Source organism: Pseudomonas putida, from assembly GCF_016406145.1.
Lineage (GTDB): Bacteria > Pseudomonadota > Gammaproteobacteria > Pseudomonadales > Pseudomonadaceae > Aquipseudomonas > Aquipseudomonas putida_E.
Genome location: NZ_CP066306.1, coordinates 3,153,734 through 3,168,007 on the forward strand (window position 1 = coordinate 3,153,734; position 14,274 = coordinate 3,168,007).

Sequence of the window (14,274 nt, forward strand, 5' to 3'; positions counted from 1 at the left end):
AGCCTCAGGGCCTTTCGCACCGCGTGGTCCCCAGTACTACGCCTTGAGATTTGAGGTTTCTCAACAGTTCATGCCCCAAGGCTTCAATGGCGCCGGGTTCGATGCCGGCACACGCTGCCAACCCTGCCAGGTGTTCACGCCCGCTCAATTGCCGATCCTGCAATGACACCAGCAGCGCATGGGCCAGCGGCGCAAGGCGCGAGAAACGCACCTGGTGGTCTGCGCCGCGGCAGGCCAACAGAAGGGTCGGCGTTGTCGGCACCTGCGGTGGAATACGCCCAGGGCCGATATGGCTGACCGGCCACGCATAGGCCAGTGGTACAGCAAGGCACGACAATAGCGGCACGCCTTGAAGCAGGTCACCGTCAGGGTCATGCACCAGCTCTGTGCCGTCACTGAGCATCAGCAACGTCTCGATCCATTCGTAATGGGCCAGTTCGGCCACCCATCCCGGCTGGTCGGTACGCTTGTGCAAGTACTCGACCAGTTCACCAGCCACTTCGGTGAACAGCGGCGTCTGGCAGCGATGGTTGGCGTAGAAGCTTTCAATCAGCGCCAGCCACCGCTCAGGCCCCAGGCTGGCATGTAGCACCGGAAAGCTGCCGGCCAGCAACGACTGCATATTGCCGAAGAACAGCTGCCGATACACCGCCAGGCGCCGCGCCTCGATGCCCGGCAGCGGTGGGCTGGCCTGCGGGTCGCGGATGAAGCTGGCCATCCGCATCTGCTGCTCGCGCAAGGTTTCAGCCATGGCGCACCTGCGGCGCGCGCGCAGTAGTTTGCAGATCGCGAATGTACTCCACCTCAACCAGCAACTCCGCCAGTGGCGGGAGGTTGAAATCGCGCTCCAGCAGGGTCGGTACCGCCCCCAGGTGCTGATAGGCGCGTGCCAGCAGGCACCACACATCCTCCTTCACACTCGCACCGTGTGTGTCGATTTTCAGGTCCGGTGCTTCATCGTAATGCCCGGCCACGTGCAGGCATACCACCCGCTCGGCCGGCACGCGGGCCAGGAAATCGGCAGCCTCATAGCGGTGGTTGCAGGCATTGACGATCACGTTGTTGATGTCCAGCAACAGGTCGCAGCCGGCTTCTTCGAGCACCGCGCAGAGGAACTCGATTTCACTCATGGCCTGGTAGGGGGCGGCATAGTAGGAAATGTTTTCCACCGCGATGCGCCGGCCGAGCGCATCTTGCACCTGTTGGATGCGCTCAGCGGTATGGCGCACGGCTTCGTCGGTGAAAGGCATAGGAATCAGGTCGTAGAGATGACCGTCATCAGTGCAGTAGCTCAGGTGCTCGCTGAACAGGGGCACGCGATAACGGTCGAGAAAATCGCGGATCTGCCGTAGAAAAGCGCGATCCAGAGGCTCAGGGCCACCCAACGACAGCGATAGGCCGTGGCAGGCCAGTGGGAAGCGTTCGGCCAGGCGCTCCAGGCCATTGCCAAAGCTACCACCTACACCAATCCAGTTGTCAGGGGCACATTCTAGAAAGTCCACGGCGCCCGGGGCCATGGCCAGCAACTCAGGCAGTAGCGCACGCCGCAGACCAAGGCCCGCGCCTTGAAGGGAAAGGGAAGTGCTCATGGCGTCTCCTTGAAGCAGGCACCCTCCCCGGCCAGTTGGCGCAGGGAGCATGCCGCGGGTGGTCAGTTCTTTGCCTGGCTCAGTTTGCTGTACAGGTCGGACGGGAACGGGTTGCCGTTGGCGTCGAACTGATGCTTGCGGAACTGGTACACCTCACCTTCGGACAGGTAGCCATCCTGGTTGGCATCGATGGTCGCGAATTCAGCCTTGGCATCCGGCGCCACGGCCAGCAGTTCGGCGCGCGATACGCGGCCATCGTGGTCGGTATCGGTGCGGGCGAACGAGGCATCGCCGCACTTGCCTTCACCGCATTTGCCTTCGGCCTGGGTGGCCTTGGCAGCGCTGCCACCACACTTGCCCTCACCACATTTGCCTTCGGCCTGGGTGGCTTTGGCCTTGGCACCGCTGGCACCGCACTTGCCCTCGCCGCATTTGCCCTCGCCGGTCTTTTCGGCAGCAGCGAGCTGGTAGCCCTGCGGCAGTGCTTCGACAGCAAAGGCCGATGCGGCCAGGTTGATGCCGCCTACCAGTGCGATGCTGAGCAGGCCAAGGCGGGTCTTGTTGGGGAACTGGATACGGGACATGGTGCTTCTCCGGATAGGTGCGCGGCCAGGCCGCATGGTCATGCCTCAAGGGCGATTGCGCCAGAACTACAGGCCGTCGGGCTGTTCATTCGGGTTGGCTCATTTGGCCTGAGGCATGTATCCGTGACGTATCGGCAGAACGAGGCATTTGTAAGCCAGTGGCTTGGCAACGCGCCTTGATACAGAGTGATACACAGGCAACACCTGCTGCTGCGCGGGCAGACGGGAATAAAACCTGAACGTTTGCCGAAAACCTCCAGTCGCAGGAATTAGACGCACTTGATTGCGCGAATGCATTCCTGACCGTGAGGTTTTCCCATGAGCACCAACTCCCAACAGGGTGTCGATGGGCATCCCATCAGCCTGACACTCAACGGCGAACGCACGTCTTTACACGTCCAGCCATGGACGACCCTGCTCGATCTGCTGCGTGAGCAACTCGATCTGATCGGCAGCAAAAAAGGTTGTGACCATGGCCAGTGCGGCGCCTGCACGGTGCTGCGCGATGGCAAGCGGATCAATGCCTGCCTTACCCTTGCCGTGATGTGCGACGGCGCCGACCTGGTCACGGTCGAGGGGCTGGCCCAAGGCGAGCAACTGCACCCCATGCAGCGTGCCTTTATCACCCATGATGCTTTCCAGTGCGGCTATTGCACACCGGGTCAGATCTGTTCTGCAGTCGGGCTGGCCCATGAAGGTCGCGCCGTTACCCGTGAAGCCATTCGCGAACATATGAGCGGCAATCTGTGCCGCTGCGGCGCCTACAGCAACATCATTGCTGCGGTCGAAGAGGCATTGCCGCTGATGCAGGCTGCTGCCGAGCCGCAGGGAGGGCCGAATCCATGACCCCTTTCAGCTACTACAGGCCTGCATCGGTCAGTGAAGCGGTAACCATGGCGGACGAATCCGCCCGGTTTATTGCCGGCGGCACCAATCTGGTCGATCTGATGAAGGAGAACGTGGTTCGCCCACAGCGCTTGATCGACATAACCGCCCTGGACCTGCACGGCATCGAGCCCACCGCCAACGGCGGCGTTTTGATTGGCGCATTGGTCAGCAACGCCGACCTTGCCTGGAATGCTGTGATCGAACAGCACTACCCGTTGCTGTCTCAAGCCATCCTTGCGGGCGCATCACCGCAGTTGCGCAACATGGCAACCACCGGCGGCAACTTGCTGCAGCGTACCCGCTGCTATTACTTCTATGACACCGGCACCCCCTGTAACAAACGTGAGCCGGGCAGCGGATGCCCTGCCCGCTCGGGCCTCAATCGCAGCCACGCCATCCTGGGCGCCAGCGATGCCTGTGTCGCCACCCACCCCTCGGACATGTGTGTGGCACTGGCCGCACTCGATGCCGTTGTGCACGTGCAAGGCCGCGCCGGCTCACGGCTGATCCCCTTTGCCGACTTCCATCGCCTGCCAGGCAACACGCCGGAGCGTGACAACCAGCTGTCAGCCGATGAGCTGATTACCGCGATAGAACTGCCACCTGCTGAGTTTGCGCAGCACGCCCACTACCTGAAGATTCGCGACCGTGCCTCGTACGCGTTTGCACTGGTGTCGGTCGCTGCCGCGCTGAAGCTCGATGGCGATGTCATCCAGGAAGCCCGGGTGGCTCTGGGAGGCGTAGCGCACAAGCCTTGGCGAGACAAGGCTGTGGAGAAGACCTTGCAAGGTCAAAGGGTTTCCCACGCGCTCTTCGAGCGCGCTGCCCAGGCATGGCTGCAGGCGGCAAAACCGCTGAGCCACAACGCTTTCAAAGTGGAACTCGCCAAACGTGCGATCGTCCGTGCGCTCAGTGAAGCCGCAGGCGACGCCAGCATTCAGAGGACGACGCCATGACCCAGACGACCAATGTGGTGGGCAAACCCCTGGACCGCGTGGATGGCATTGCCAAGGTGACTGGCAAGGCGCGGTACGCCGGTGAGTACCCCGAAGCAGGGCTGCTTCACGCCAGTGTGGTATCGAGCACCATCGCCCGCGGTCGGGTGCGCTCCATCGACGCTAGCGAGGCACTGCAGTTACCCGGCGTGGTCTCGGTGCTGCACCACGCCAATCGCCCACGCATTTCCAGCTATGACGACGACTACAGTGATGCCGACTCAGCCGAAGGCTCCCCGTTCCGGCCGCTATTCAACGACCGTGTACTGTATAGCGGGCAACCGTTGGCACTGGTGGTCGCCGAGAGCCTTGAGTTGGCACGCCATGCCGGCGCCCTGGTGCGCATCGACTACAGCGAAGAGCCGCACCAGACCGACCTGTACGCGGTGCTCGACCAGACGCACCCGGCACCCGCTGAAACGCCAGAGCCTCGCGGTGATTTCCCAGGGCACTACGCACAAGCCGCAGTACGTGTAGATGCCACCTACGACACGCCCATCGAGCATCACAACCCGATGGAGCCCCACGCGTCGACCGTTTTCTACAAAGCTGGGGACTCACTGGAAATTCATGACAAGACCCAGGGTACCCAGAACTGTCAGGACTACCTGCACAAGGTGTTCGGCCTGCCCAAACAGAACATCAGGGTGCTCGCCGCTTTTGTCGGCGGTGCCTTTGGCTCCGGGCTGCGGCCGCAATACCAGTTGCCATTGGCAGTCATGGCAGCCCTGCACCTGAAACGTTCGGTGCGCCTTACCCTTACACGCCAGCAGATGTTCACCTTCGGCTACCGCCCCCGTACGCAGCAGCGGCTGCGCCTGGGTGCGGCGGCGGATGGCAAGCTGCAGGCGATTGCCCACGACGCGCTCGGCCAGACATCGCGCTTCGAAGACTTCACCGAACACGTGGTGGAGTGGAGCGGCATGCTCTACCACTGCGACAACGTTGCGCTCAATTATCGCCTTGCGCCGCTCGACGTCTATACCCCGCTGGACATGCGTGCGCCGGGTGCCGCGTCCGGCGTGCTCGCCCTGGAGTGCGCGATGGATGAATTGGCATGCGCAGCAAACCTCGACCCCCTCCAATTGCGTCGACGCAATTTTGCCAGCCACAATGGCAACGACGGCAAACCCTATTCCAGCAAAGAGCTGTTGGCCTGTTATGACCAGGGCGCCGCACGCTTTGGCTGGGGTAAACGCACCCCACAACCGCGCAGCATGCGTGACGGTAACCAATTGATCGGCTGGGGCGTGGCCGGCGGGGTCTGGGAAGCGCTGCAGATGAACGCCAGCGCCAAGGCCTGCTTCGACAACCGCGGGCACTTGACCGTCAGTAGCGCCACCACCGACATAGGTACCGGTACCTATACGGTGATGACCCAGATTGCTGCGGATGCTGCGGGGGTCTTGCCCGAGGAGGTGACCTTCCTGCTGGGCGACTCCTCACTGCCGACAGCGCCGTTGCAGGGCGGCTCTTTCACGGTGTCTTCAGTGGGTTCTGCAGTGCAGCAGGCCTGCCAGCTCCTGCGCACCAAGGTGCTGGAACTGGCGCGCCAGAATTTCCCCGACATAGCTGCGATACCGGTGGAGAATGTGACGTTCGCGCAAGGCTACCTGCAAGCGGGGAAACACCGTATTGCTATCGCCAGCATCGTCGCAGGAGCCAAGAACGGCGAGCTGCAGGTACAGATCGACGCCGAGCCCGGTGCCGGACGCACGCCATTCGCCACCGCTACCCATTCGGCCGTCTTCGTAGAGGTACACGTTGACGAAGACCTGGGTACGATCAAGGTCATGCGCGTGGTCAGCGCAGTAGCCGCCGGCCGTGTGGTCAACCCGAAAACCGCCCGTAGCCAGATCCTCGGGGGCGTGGTCTGGGGGGTGGGCATGGCGTTGCAGGAAGAGACGCAAACCGATCATGAACTCGGTCGCATTCTCAACCACAACCTGGCCGAGTACCACATCCCGGTGCATGCCGATATCACTGACATCGAGGTGATGTTCGTGGAAGAGCACGACGACATCGTCAATGACCTGGGCTCCAAGGGTGTAGGCGAGATCGGCGTCGTAGGGGTCGCGGCGGCGGTTGCCAATGCCGTTTACCATGCTACTGGCAAACGCGTTAGAGCGTTTCCGATAACGCTGGACAAAGTGCTGTAGCAGCGGGCGAGGTTCTCGGGATCGGGCGCCGCACAGGCGGCGCTCAAGTCAAGGGTAGCGAAGAATTCCAGGTATACCTCCACCCCGCCTGAACATCAGAGTTTAAAGCGAACGTGAATGGTGCTTTTATCTGTGCCCCCATCAATCGAGATCGCTGAGCTTCCATAGCCTGAATAACTTCTGACAAGCCGCATGCCAAGGCCAGTTCCGCTGGGTTTGGGATAGTTCGCGGGAAAACCGTCACCCTCGTCGGTGACGGTGATCAACGCGTGGTCACCTGCATCCCGCACGCTGACCTCGATGGTGCCTTTGCCGTATTTCAAGGCATTGGTGATCAGCTCAGAAATGACCAGGCCCAACGGCGCCATTCTTGCTGGCAGCAGGGTGAACGCGTCAGCGTCCAGGACGATCTTCCGGTCGGCCAGTGCCCTACCCAGGTCACCGAGCAAGGCACCGAGGTAGTCGCAGGCAAGCACCTCTTGATCGGCCGTCTGATAGAGCCGTTCATGCACGCTGGCAATGGTCACAACCCGACCCGCTGCCGTTTCCAGTTGCAGCTTGACTCCGGCATCCGGCGTCAGGTTCGCCTGCAAGAGCAACAGGGTGTTCACCAGATGCAAGCTGTTCTTGACGCGGTGATGAATCTCTTCGAGATGCAGGTCGTTCTTGTTGAGCCTGGAGTTCTGTGCATCGATCAGCGACAGCAACTGAGCCTCGTAATGGTGCCGTTCGGTGATGTCTCTGGATACTGCAATGAGTTTTTCGACCTGCCCATCGGCGCTCAACACGGGGGCAACGGAGACATCCCACCATTTAGGCGCCTGCTGACCGGTAGGGCAGAACCCCTCAAAGCGGGTCGACTCGCCTCTGGCGACTTTTTCCAGAGCCTCCCGGGCGACCGGGCCCGACTCGGCAGGCCAAAACTGCAACCATGGCAGCCCTTTGACCTCGGCCAAGTCGGCGATGTGCATCAACGCCAGCCCGGCCTCGTTCATGAACTCGATGTGACCGCTGCGGGACAACACGTACACACAATCCGGGCTGGCGTTGAGCATGCTTTCCGAATAGGGGTCGGCCAGCTGAGCATCATCACCAGCGGCCAACCGCTCAACCGCCATGGAGATAACGTTGGATATCCCTTCCAGGAACACCAGATCACTTTCGATGAAGTCCTCACCATCGCTACTGTCTGCCTCAAGTACCCCAAACGGCACCAATGCGCCCCTGATAGGTACGTTGATGGCACGCTCAATACCATACTTTTTCAGTAACTCTGGTGTTCTGAAGCGCTGTTCCTGGCCCAGGTGATTCGAAATCACAGGCCGATAGGTTTGAATGGCAAACCCGGCAGGGCTGGCCTCATCGGCCCCCACTGTCGCATGGCCGATATCGGACTCGTCCCACCCCACGCCATGCGACAGCAGAAACCTGTCGCTATCGGGAATCGGCATGAGGACCTTGGCGAATCGGGTGCGCATGCCTTGGGCCACCAGCGCGCAAGCCTGATCGAGGACGTCATCCAGGTTGGTGGATTTAAGCGACATGACCGCGTACTCGACCACCAGCTCGTGCTGCCTGTGCAGCCGGGCTTGGGATTTCCTGAGTGCGGCACGAATGGTCTCATCAGGGGGCAGTTGCTGCATCAATAATATTCCAGGGCGCTGAGAAATGCCGTTCTAAGGTTAGCCTTTGCAGAAACGGCCGTAGGCTACATCAGATCTGGTGTAACACCGCTGATCGCTTCGATGCAACTACCAACGTTTATGTATACATGCCCCTTGCCTGCGCTTTGATCATGCAAGCTGGATATAAACCGAATAACTGCCCAGCAATACCCAGAACGCAAGGAAGATCCAAGGCGTACGCAGCGAAAAAAGCAAGGACTTGCGATGCCCTGCACGAGAGGTTTCCGCCTCGCAAAAAAGCGGAGATTCGTCATAGGCCAGCCCCATCATGGGCTCACTTAGCAGTAGATGGCTTTGTTTGAGCTGCCAGTGATCAATGATCCGATAGGCCGCGCGAATGCCAGGCCAGGCATTGAGCGTACTCATCACGCCCAGCAAGGCGAGAAAGGCAGGCACCAGGAGGGTGAACATCTCACCCCAGCTCTGGTTCAAGTTGCCCATGGACGACACGAAAGCGATGACCAGAAAAGACTGGGCGGCCAGATAGGCATCGGTGCGGTTGGCCAAGATGGTGGTTTCGTACTGAATTTCCCTGCGGTAAAAGTCTAGCCGCTCCTTCGGCGAACCGAACATCCTCGCATTGTGTTCATCGATCTCGTGTTCAGGGGTGGTAGGGGTGATGATTCGAGGCACGTGGCAACTCCTGGCATTCACTGAGCCATACCCCGGATGGCGGTAGGCGCGTCAGAGGTAGAGCAGTGCGGGCAACGAAAATTCAGTCACCATCACCAGGCCAACCGTCCGTCGTTCGAACACGGGATCCAGCCCAACAAACCCTTGTCACATCATTCGAACAGGTATGAGCCTTCCAACTGCAGGAGCTTGCACCATGCGTGACTACCCTACCCCTCCGTTTCCCTCCCAGCCGCAAAGCGTCCCGGGTTCACAGCGCAAGATGGAGCCCACCCCTGACTGTGGCGAGCACACCTACACCGGCAACGGTCGACTCAACGGAAAAGTAGCGCTGATCACCGGCGCCGACAGCGGGATCGGGCGTGCAGTCGCCATCGCATACGCCCGCGAAGGCGCAGACATTGCCCTTGCCTATCTTGATGAACACGAAGATGCGCAGGAAACCGCCGGTTGGGTCCACGCTGCTGGCCGGCAATGCCTGCTGCTGCCTGGGGATCTGGCCCGGAAACAGCACTGCTACGACATCGTTGACAAGACCGTGGAGCAGTTTGGTCGTATCGACATTCTGATCAATAACGCGGCCTTTCAAATGGCGCACGACAGCCTCGATGATATCGACGATGACGAATGGGTAATGACATTCGACGTCAACATCACGGCCATATTCCGCATTTGCCAGCGGGCGCTGCCATTGATGCCCAAAGGCAGTTCGATCATCAACACCAGCTCGGTCAATTCTGATGACCCATCGCCCAAACTGCTGGCCTATGCCACTACCAAGGGTGCCATCGCCAACTTCACCGCCGGGCTGGCCCAATTGCTGGGAGACAAAGGGATTCGGGTCAACAGTGTGGCACCAGGCCCGATCTGGACTCCACTGATCCCTGCCACCATGCCCGATGAGGCAGTAAAGAACTTCGGGTCGAGCTATCCGATGGGCCGGCCGGGCCAACCGGTTGAGGTAGCTCCGATCTACGTCTTGCTCGGCTCCGATGAGGCCAGCTACATCTCTGGCTCGCGCTATGCCGTTACGGGCGGCAAACCCATTCTTTGACCCGCAAGGCCGTGATTCCACAACCGCGATGAGGTGCACCATGAACGCTATCGATCTGCTGATTCAAGACCACAAACTGGTTAAAAAGCTGCTGGACGAACTGTCCTCAACCACCGAGCGCGCCGTCAAGAAGCGTGCCGAACTCCTGCATCGGATCGAGCAGGAGTTGCAGATCCACACCGCGCTTGAAGAAGAGATCCTGTACCCGGCCATCAAACAAGCCGGGGGTAAGGAAGAAGCGAAGATGTACTACGAGGCAAAAGAGGAACACCGCACGGTCGATGCGCTGGTGTTGCCGGACCTGCTGCACACCGAAACCGGCACGCTCGAATTCGCAGGCCGCGTCAAAGTGATGAAAGAGTTGCTTGAACACCATATCGAAGAGGAGGAAGACGAGTTGTTTCCCACGGCGAAAAAGCTGCTGAGCAAAGATCTGCTGGAAGAAATGGGCCAAGCCATGGAAGCGCATAAAAAGATGCTCAAGGGTGAGCAGCGTGCCGCTTGAATTCAAAGCAGCAAAGCAGAAGGCATGAAATGCCACTGGCAGATGCTGCAAGGAGCCGCGGGCAGGATTATGACCCCATACGCCTGCCCTAGCCTCAACGGTTGCCTAGCATTCTTGCCAACACGAACGTTGCCACCACGGCCAGTACGACTGCGCCAGTAATGGACGGTACCGTACCCAGCGGCTCGATCGAGATTTTCACGGCCAGGTAGAAGCCCAACACCCCCACAGCGCCAATGGCATTGCCACGCACGATCGCACCCAGCTCCTGGTGACCGCCCTGAACATGGGCGAACACCGCCAGCGGCCAGGCAATCACCGGGATGGGTGCCAGCAGGCCGCTGGCAACCGGCCCAAGCCATTGGGCACTGGCAGTGATCGCCACCAACAGCAGGGTTGCCGTGAGCATGCGCATGGGGATCACCCAGCGAGGCAGCGGCACAACCTTCGCGGCACCGGCCTGCGCATTGTTCGAGGTAAGGATGATGATCAGCGTTAGCAGGAGCAACGTCACGCAGACTGACACCGCCACCATGCCCAAGCGACTCATCACAAAGGCTGTGGCCGCGTAAACCGCCACGCCCGTGATGCAGCCGATAAAAGCGGACACACGCCGGGTCACCAGGTAGTAGAACAGGTAGGTTGCCTGCACCGCGGCCAACCCCGCCAATGCGCCAGGCACCGCCTGCAACGCAAAACCAGGCCCCTGTTCGAGGCTGAGAAACAACATGACCAGGGCCGAGGTGACCGGCAGCCCGGAGAGGAGCCCCCCGATCTGGGTACCCCAGCGCCTGGCTGCCAGCGAGATGGCCAGCATGAGGGTCGGGGTGATCAGGAACTTGAGGTAGAAGGCAGTCATTGAGGGCAGCATCGGATTCAAAAGACAGGAGTGGGCTTATCGTGCCTGACAGGCGGCAGATAAGCGCCCAATGCTAATGGAACCGCTGAGGCTTTACTCAGATTATTAGCGCCCGCTGATAAAGTAGAACGTCGCAAGCCCTGCAGCGGTCATCAGTAGCGAACCCGAGACATGCAGCGCGATGGAACCCAGCGCCCACAAAATACGCCCCTCCTGAATAAGCGACACGACCTCCGCGGAAAATGTGGAGAACGTGGTCAATCCGCCGCAAAAACCGGTGATCAGCAGCAGGCGCCATTCGGGGCTGAGCGACGGCGATGCGGAGAAAAATGCGATGGCCAAACCAATGATGTAGCCACCAATGAGGTTAGCCAACAGCGTACCTGGCGGCACGGCGGGGAACAGTGCATTGAGCTTCATGCCCAGGCCCCAGCGGAGCCAGGCACCGACCATGGCACCAAGCCCAATAGCCAATAGTGACTTCAACATACAGCATCGCGCTCCGGGCAAAGAGCTGGCAGGCTCTCGGTATCGGCATCAGCCGCCAGCTTGAGCCGATCGGCCTTGCAGATGTATTTGGGCTTGTTTCGCGGTGCCAGTTTGGCGGCGGCCTTTTTCTGATGCGCTTGCAGCAACTGTTTGATTTTCTTGCGACGGTTCATGGTGCAACTCGGTACGGGGTTGATCAGGTAAGCCACATCATAAGTGATGTATCCAGGCCCTGGGCGCGCGGATGAATCACTCGTTGCCCTGGCGCTTGGCGTTTTTCTTGACGATGGCCTTCATCCGCGTCGCAGCACGCTGCACGGTGGCCATCTTCTCCGGGCGTTTCATGCCGCGCCACTTGCGGATTTCCTCACGGGTCCGGCCGCAGCTCACGCACAGCTCGCTGTTGAGCTGGCAAAGCGAGACGCAGGGGTTTTCGATGTCTTTGGCCATGGGCTGCTCCGGTCATGGCCGCGAATGATAGCGCAAGGCGGCCTGATCCGGTGCAGGCACAAAGCCGCAGGGCGGTACACACCCACCTGCGACCGGGGCCGTACAACCGGACCTCAAGCCGCCGCCACCCGCTCGGCATCGCCGCTGACCTCGAATTGCCCGACCAGTTTCTGCAGCTTGCTGGCATTGGCCTTCACCGTCTCGGCACTGCTCTGCAGAACTACCGCTGTCTGGCGCATTTCGCTGGAAGACTGATTGACCTGCTCAATAGTCTTGCCGTAGGCGAGGCTGCGCTGGTTGAGCTGCTGAATGATCTGGAACATGCTCTCTACCGCCTGGTGCAACTGTACGTTCTCCGACGAGGCATCTTCGGCCAGGCGCAAACTGTCATCGACATTATGTACCCCCTCCTCCATGAAGCTGACGGCTTGCTGGGTTTCATTCTGCAGGCCTTCGACCATGTGCCGGATGTCGTCGGCGGCGCGCGCCGTGCGCGAAGCCAGGCTGCGCACTTCGTCGGCCACCACCGCAAACCCTCGGCCATGCTCGCCCGCGCGGGCGGCCTCGATGGCGGCATTGAGAGCCAGCAGGTTGGTCTGGTTGGTGATGTCACTGATCAGCCCGCTGATGTTGCCGATCTGCGCCATCCTGCTGTCGAGCAACTGCACACTGGAAGCAGAACGCGCTACCACATCCCGAATCGACTGGGTGCCCGCCTGCACTGCCAGGTACTGCTCGCGGGCACGGCTGACCACCTCGTCCATGGCCTGCTTCATCTGCTCTGCGCTGACCGAAGCCTGCTGCAGTTCGCCCAGTTGCTCCTCCATGATGATCATCATCTGGTGCACCGCCTCGGCCACTTCGGTGGAGGTGACGCTCGCTTCGTGGCTGCGGCCCAACATCATCTGGTTGGTGGCGCCCACCGTGCGGCTGGCCTTGACCACTTGGCCCACCACCGAGTCCAGGCGGTCGATGAAGCTGTTGATCCAGCGCGCCATGTCGCCACTTTCATCGTTGGCCATGGTCGTGGTGTCCAGGCGTTGGCGCAGGTTGCCCTCGCCCTCGGCGATGGTACGCAGTACATCGGTCATGCCATTGAGCCTGGCAGCGAGCCGCCTTGGCCCCAGCGCACTGAAAAGCAGTGTGGCAGCCAGCATGCTCACGGCCAGCAGCGCATCGTTGATGCCTTGCGCCAAGCCCGCGTAGTGCTGCACCAGGAAGTTGCAACCGAAGAGGCCGGCCATGATGGCGATGTACGGCTTCATCAACCCGTAGCTGAGTGAGCGTCGCCGGTAGACCTCCTCCAGATCGGCTTCGCACATCATGCCCCAACGGTCTGGCGAGCCCGGCAACTGGAATGTGACGCCTTTGCCCACCACTGGCACATGGCGATAGTCCGAGTAGCCAGGGTAAGTCACGAACAGGTTGGCGCCCTGGCGGATGGTTTCCCGAACGCCTGGATGAAGCTCACGGGTGGCAGGGTCGGTAAAGCGCAGCTCAAGCTCGGTATGGCGCTGGACCTGCACGGTGCTCCATGGCGTATGCACCCCGCTCTTGAGGTTTTCCCCATGGGTGAAAGTGCCGTCCTCGAAACGCGAGCGCGACAAGGCGGTACCCGGTTTGATAGCAGGGTCGAAATGCGATTGCGCCATGAACAGGTAATTGTCACCGGACTCGGCATAGATATGCCCGGCCTCGCGCTGGATCAGGTCGCCCAATACGTCATTGGGCACCCGACCGCAGAGGCAGCCGTAGACCTTCCCTTGCGCTTTGAGCGGCTGATAGAACATCAGTGTCACTTCGTCGTGAAACCGCGACGACGAGGGGCCGATCTGCAAGGTCAGCGGATCACTGTAGGGGCCGTGCAAAAACGGCGCCTTCAACCCTTGGGCCAAGGCGCCCAGTTGCTCGATGCGTTGGCCGTTACTGCGTTGGCCCCAAGTCGACAACACAACCGTGCCACTGGTGTCGATGATGAACAGTTCCGAGAAGTCGTTCGCTTGGGCCAGCTTGTCCAGCAATGGCGCGCGGTCGACGTGAGCCAGAGCCGGGCCAAGGTTTTCAGCAAGTTCCGCCAGGTGTTCCCACTGTTCTCTCGCCCAGCTGTGCAGCAACTGCATGCGCGTCTGGGCAATGGCTTCGAAAGTCTGCTCGATGACCGGATAAGTCGATCGGTTGAGCCCGCAGGACCAGCGCATGCTGAGCTTGCTGGTTTTTCCGAACCACGGCAGCCAACGCTTCTCACCCGATGACAACTGCATGGAACCACTTGAAAGCGACATTATCTTCACCATAAGCGACATCACAATGGCAAAGTGATAGCAAATAATACGCCAACTCGTATGCAAGCTAATGATTAGGCAGGTAGCCATGCCCTCGGTACG

At 60.4% G+C, this 14,274-nt stretch carries 15 protein-coding genes; 5 read left to right on the top strand and 10 right to left on the bottom strand.

Features of this window, described 5'->3' with window-relative positions; genetic code table 11:
* Positions 1 to 4: 4 nt before the first annotated feature.
* From JET17_RS14460 to JET17_RS14470, 3 genes are all read right to left on the bottom strand, one after another.
* Positions 5 to 751 carry a DNA-binding domain-containing protein gene (locus tag JET17_RS14460; RefSeq protein WP_012314701.1) on the bottom strand — a complete coding sequence of 249 codons (747 nt, stop codon included), beginning with the start codon at positions 749 to 751 and terminating at the stop codon, positions 5 to 7.
* Positions 744 to 1,589: a DUF692 domain-containing protein gene (locus JET17_RS14465; RefSeq protein ID WP_012314702.1), complete on the bottom strand. Its 846-nt coding sequence runs from the start codon at positions 1,587 to 1,589 to the stop codon at positions 744 to 746. The genes JET17_RS14460 and JET17_RS14465 overlap by 8 nt, the downstream gene beginning before the upstream one ends.
* Before the next feature lie 62 nt (positions 1,590 to 1,651).
* Positions 1,652 to 2,173 carry a hypothetical protein gene (locus JET17_RS14470; RefSeq protein ID WP_012314703.1) on the bottom strand — a complete coding sequence of 174 codons (522 nt, stop codon included), beginning with the start codon at positions 2,171 to 2,173 and terminating at the stop codon, positions 1,652 to 1,654.
* 318 nt (positions 2,174 to 2,491) lie between these two features.
* Here JET17_RS14470 and JET17_RS14475 point away from each other — a divergent pair, with 318 nt between their 5' ends.
* The 3 genes from JET17_RS14475 to JET17_RS14485 are packed head-to-tail and all read left to right on the top strand — an operon-like array spanning position 2,492 to position 6,215.
* Positions 2,492 to 3,019 carry a (2Fe-2S)-binding protein gene (locus JET17_RS14475; protein WP_012314704.1) on the top strand — a complete coding sequence of 176 codons (528 nt, stop codon included), beginning with the start codon at positions 2,492 to 2,494 and terminating at the stop codon, positions 3,017 to 3,019.
* On the top strand, positions 3,016 to 4,017 hold the full coding sequence (locus JET17_RS14480) for an FAD binding domain-containing protein (protein ID WP_012314705.1): 1,002 nt from the start codon (positions 3,016 to 3,018) through the stop codon (positions 4,015 to 4,017). Before JET17_RS14475 ends, JET17_RS14480 begins: the two co-directional genes overlap by 4 nt.
* On the top strand, positions 4,014 to 6,215 hold the full coding sequence (locus tag JET17_RS14485; RefSeq protein WP_012314706.1) for a xanthine dehydrogenase family protein molybdopterin-binding subunit: 2,202 nt from the start codon (positions 4,014 to 4,016) through the stop codon (positions 6,213 to 6,215). Before JET17_RS14480 ends, JET17_RS14485 begins: the two co-directional genes overlap by 4 nt.
* A 95-nt stretch (positions 6,216 to 6,310) precedes the next feature.
* Here the strand turns inward: JET17_RS14485 and JET17_RS14490 are convergent, their stop codons facing one another.
* Positions 6,311 to 7,858, bottom strand: a complete 1,548-nt coding sequence (locus JET17_RS14490) for a sensor histidine kinase (RefSeq protein ID WP_012314707.1) — start codon at positions 7,856 to 7,858, stop codon at positions 6,311 to 6,313.
* Positions 7,859 to 8,008: 150 nt separating this feature from the next.
* The gene (locus JET17_RS14495; RefSeq protein ID WP_012314708.1) at positions 8,009 to 8,533 is read right to left on the bottom strand and encodes a hypothetical protein; all 525 of its coding nucleotides are present in this window, start codon (positions 8,531 to 8,533) and stop codon (positions 8,009 to 8,011) included.
* Positions 8,534 to 8,729: 196 nt separating this feature from the next.
* On the opposite strand from JET17_RS14495, the gene JET17_RS14500 reads away from it, so the two are divergent.
* Together JET17_RS14500 and JET17_RS14505 are read left to right on the top strand one after the other, a co-directional pair.
* Positions 8,730 to 9,587: an SDR family oxidoreductase gene (locus JET17_RS14500; protein WP_012314709.1), complete on the top strand. Its 858-nt coding sequence runs from the start codon at positions 8,730 to 8,732 to the stop codon at positions 9,585 to 9,587.
* 40 nt (positions 9,588 to 9,627) lie between these two features.
* Positions 9,628 to 10,092, top strand: a complete 465-nt coding sequence (locus tag JET17_RS14505; RefSeq protein ID WP_012314710.1) for a hemerythrin domain-containing protein — start codon at positions 9,628 to 9,630, stop codon at positions 10,090 to 10,092.
* A 94-nt stretch (positions 10,093 to 10,186) separates the two neighbouring features.
* Here JET17_RS14505 and JET17_RS14510 read toward each other — a convergent pair whose 3' ends face one another.
* The 5 genes from JET17_RS14510 to JET17_RS14530 all read right to left on the bottom strand — a co-directional run bounded on the left by JET17_RS14510 (position 10,187) and on the right by JET17_RS14530 (position 14,262).
* A complete protein-coding gene (locus tag JET17_RS14510; protein WP_042112011.1) occupies positions 10,187 to 10,951 on the bottom strand; it encodes a membrane protein in 765 nt (254 codons plus the stop codon).
* Between the two features lie 105 nt (positions 10,952 to 11,056).
* Complete coding sequence (gene crcB / locus JET17_RS14515) at positions 11,057 to 11,440, bottom strand: fluoride efflux transporter CrcB (RefSeq protein WP_012314712.1); 384 nt, start codon at positions 11,438 to 11,440, stop codon at positions 11,057 to 11,059.
* Positions 11,434 to 11,613, bottom strand: a complete 180-nt coding sequence (locus JET17_RS14520) for a DUF2986 domain-containing protein (protein WP_012314713.1) — start codon at positions 11,611 to 11,613, stop codon at positions 11,434 to 11,436. The genes crcB and JET17_RS14520 overlap by 7 nt, the downstream gene beginning before the upstream one ends.
* 76 nt (positions 11,614 to 11,689) lie before the next feature.
* The gene (locus JET17_RS14525; protein ID WP_012314714.1) at positions 11,690 to 11,890 is read right to left on the bottom strand and encodes a DUF1289 domain-containing protein; all 201 of its coding nucleotides are present in this window, start codon (positions 11,888 to 11,890) and stop codon (positions 11,690 to 11,692) included.
* Positions 11,891 to 12,003: 113 nt separating this feature from the next.
* Entirely contained in the window at positions 12,004 to 14,262 is a 2,259-nt protein-coding gene (locus tag JET17_RS14530; RefSeq protein WP_420094502.1) for a methyl-accepting chemotaxis protein, read from the bottom strand.
* Positions 14,263 to 14,274 lie beyond the last annotated feature (12 nt).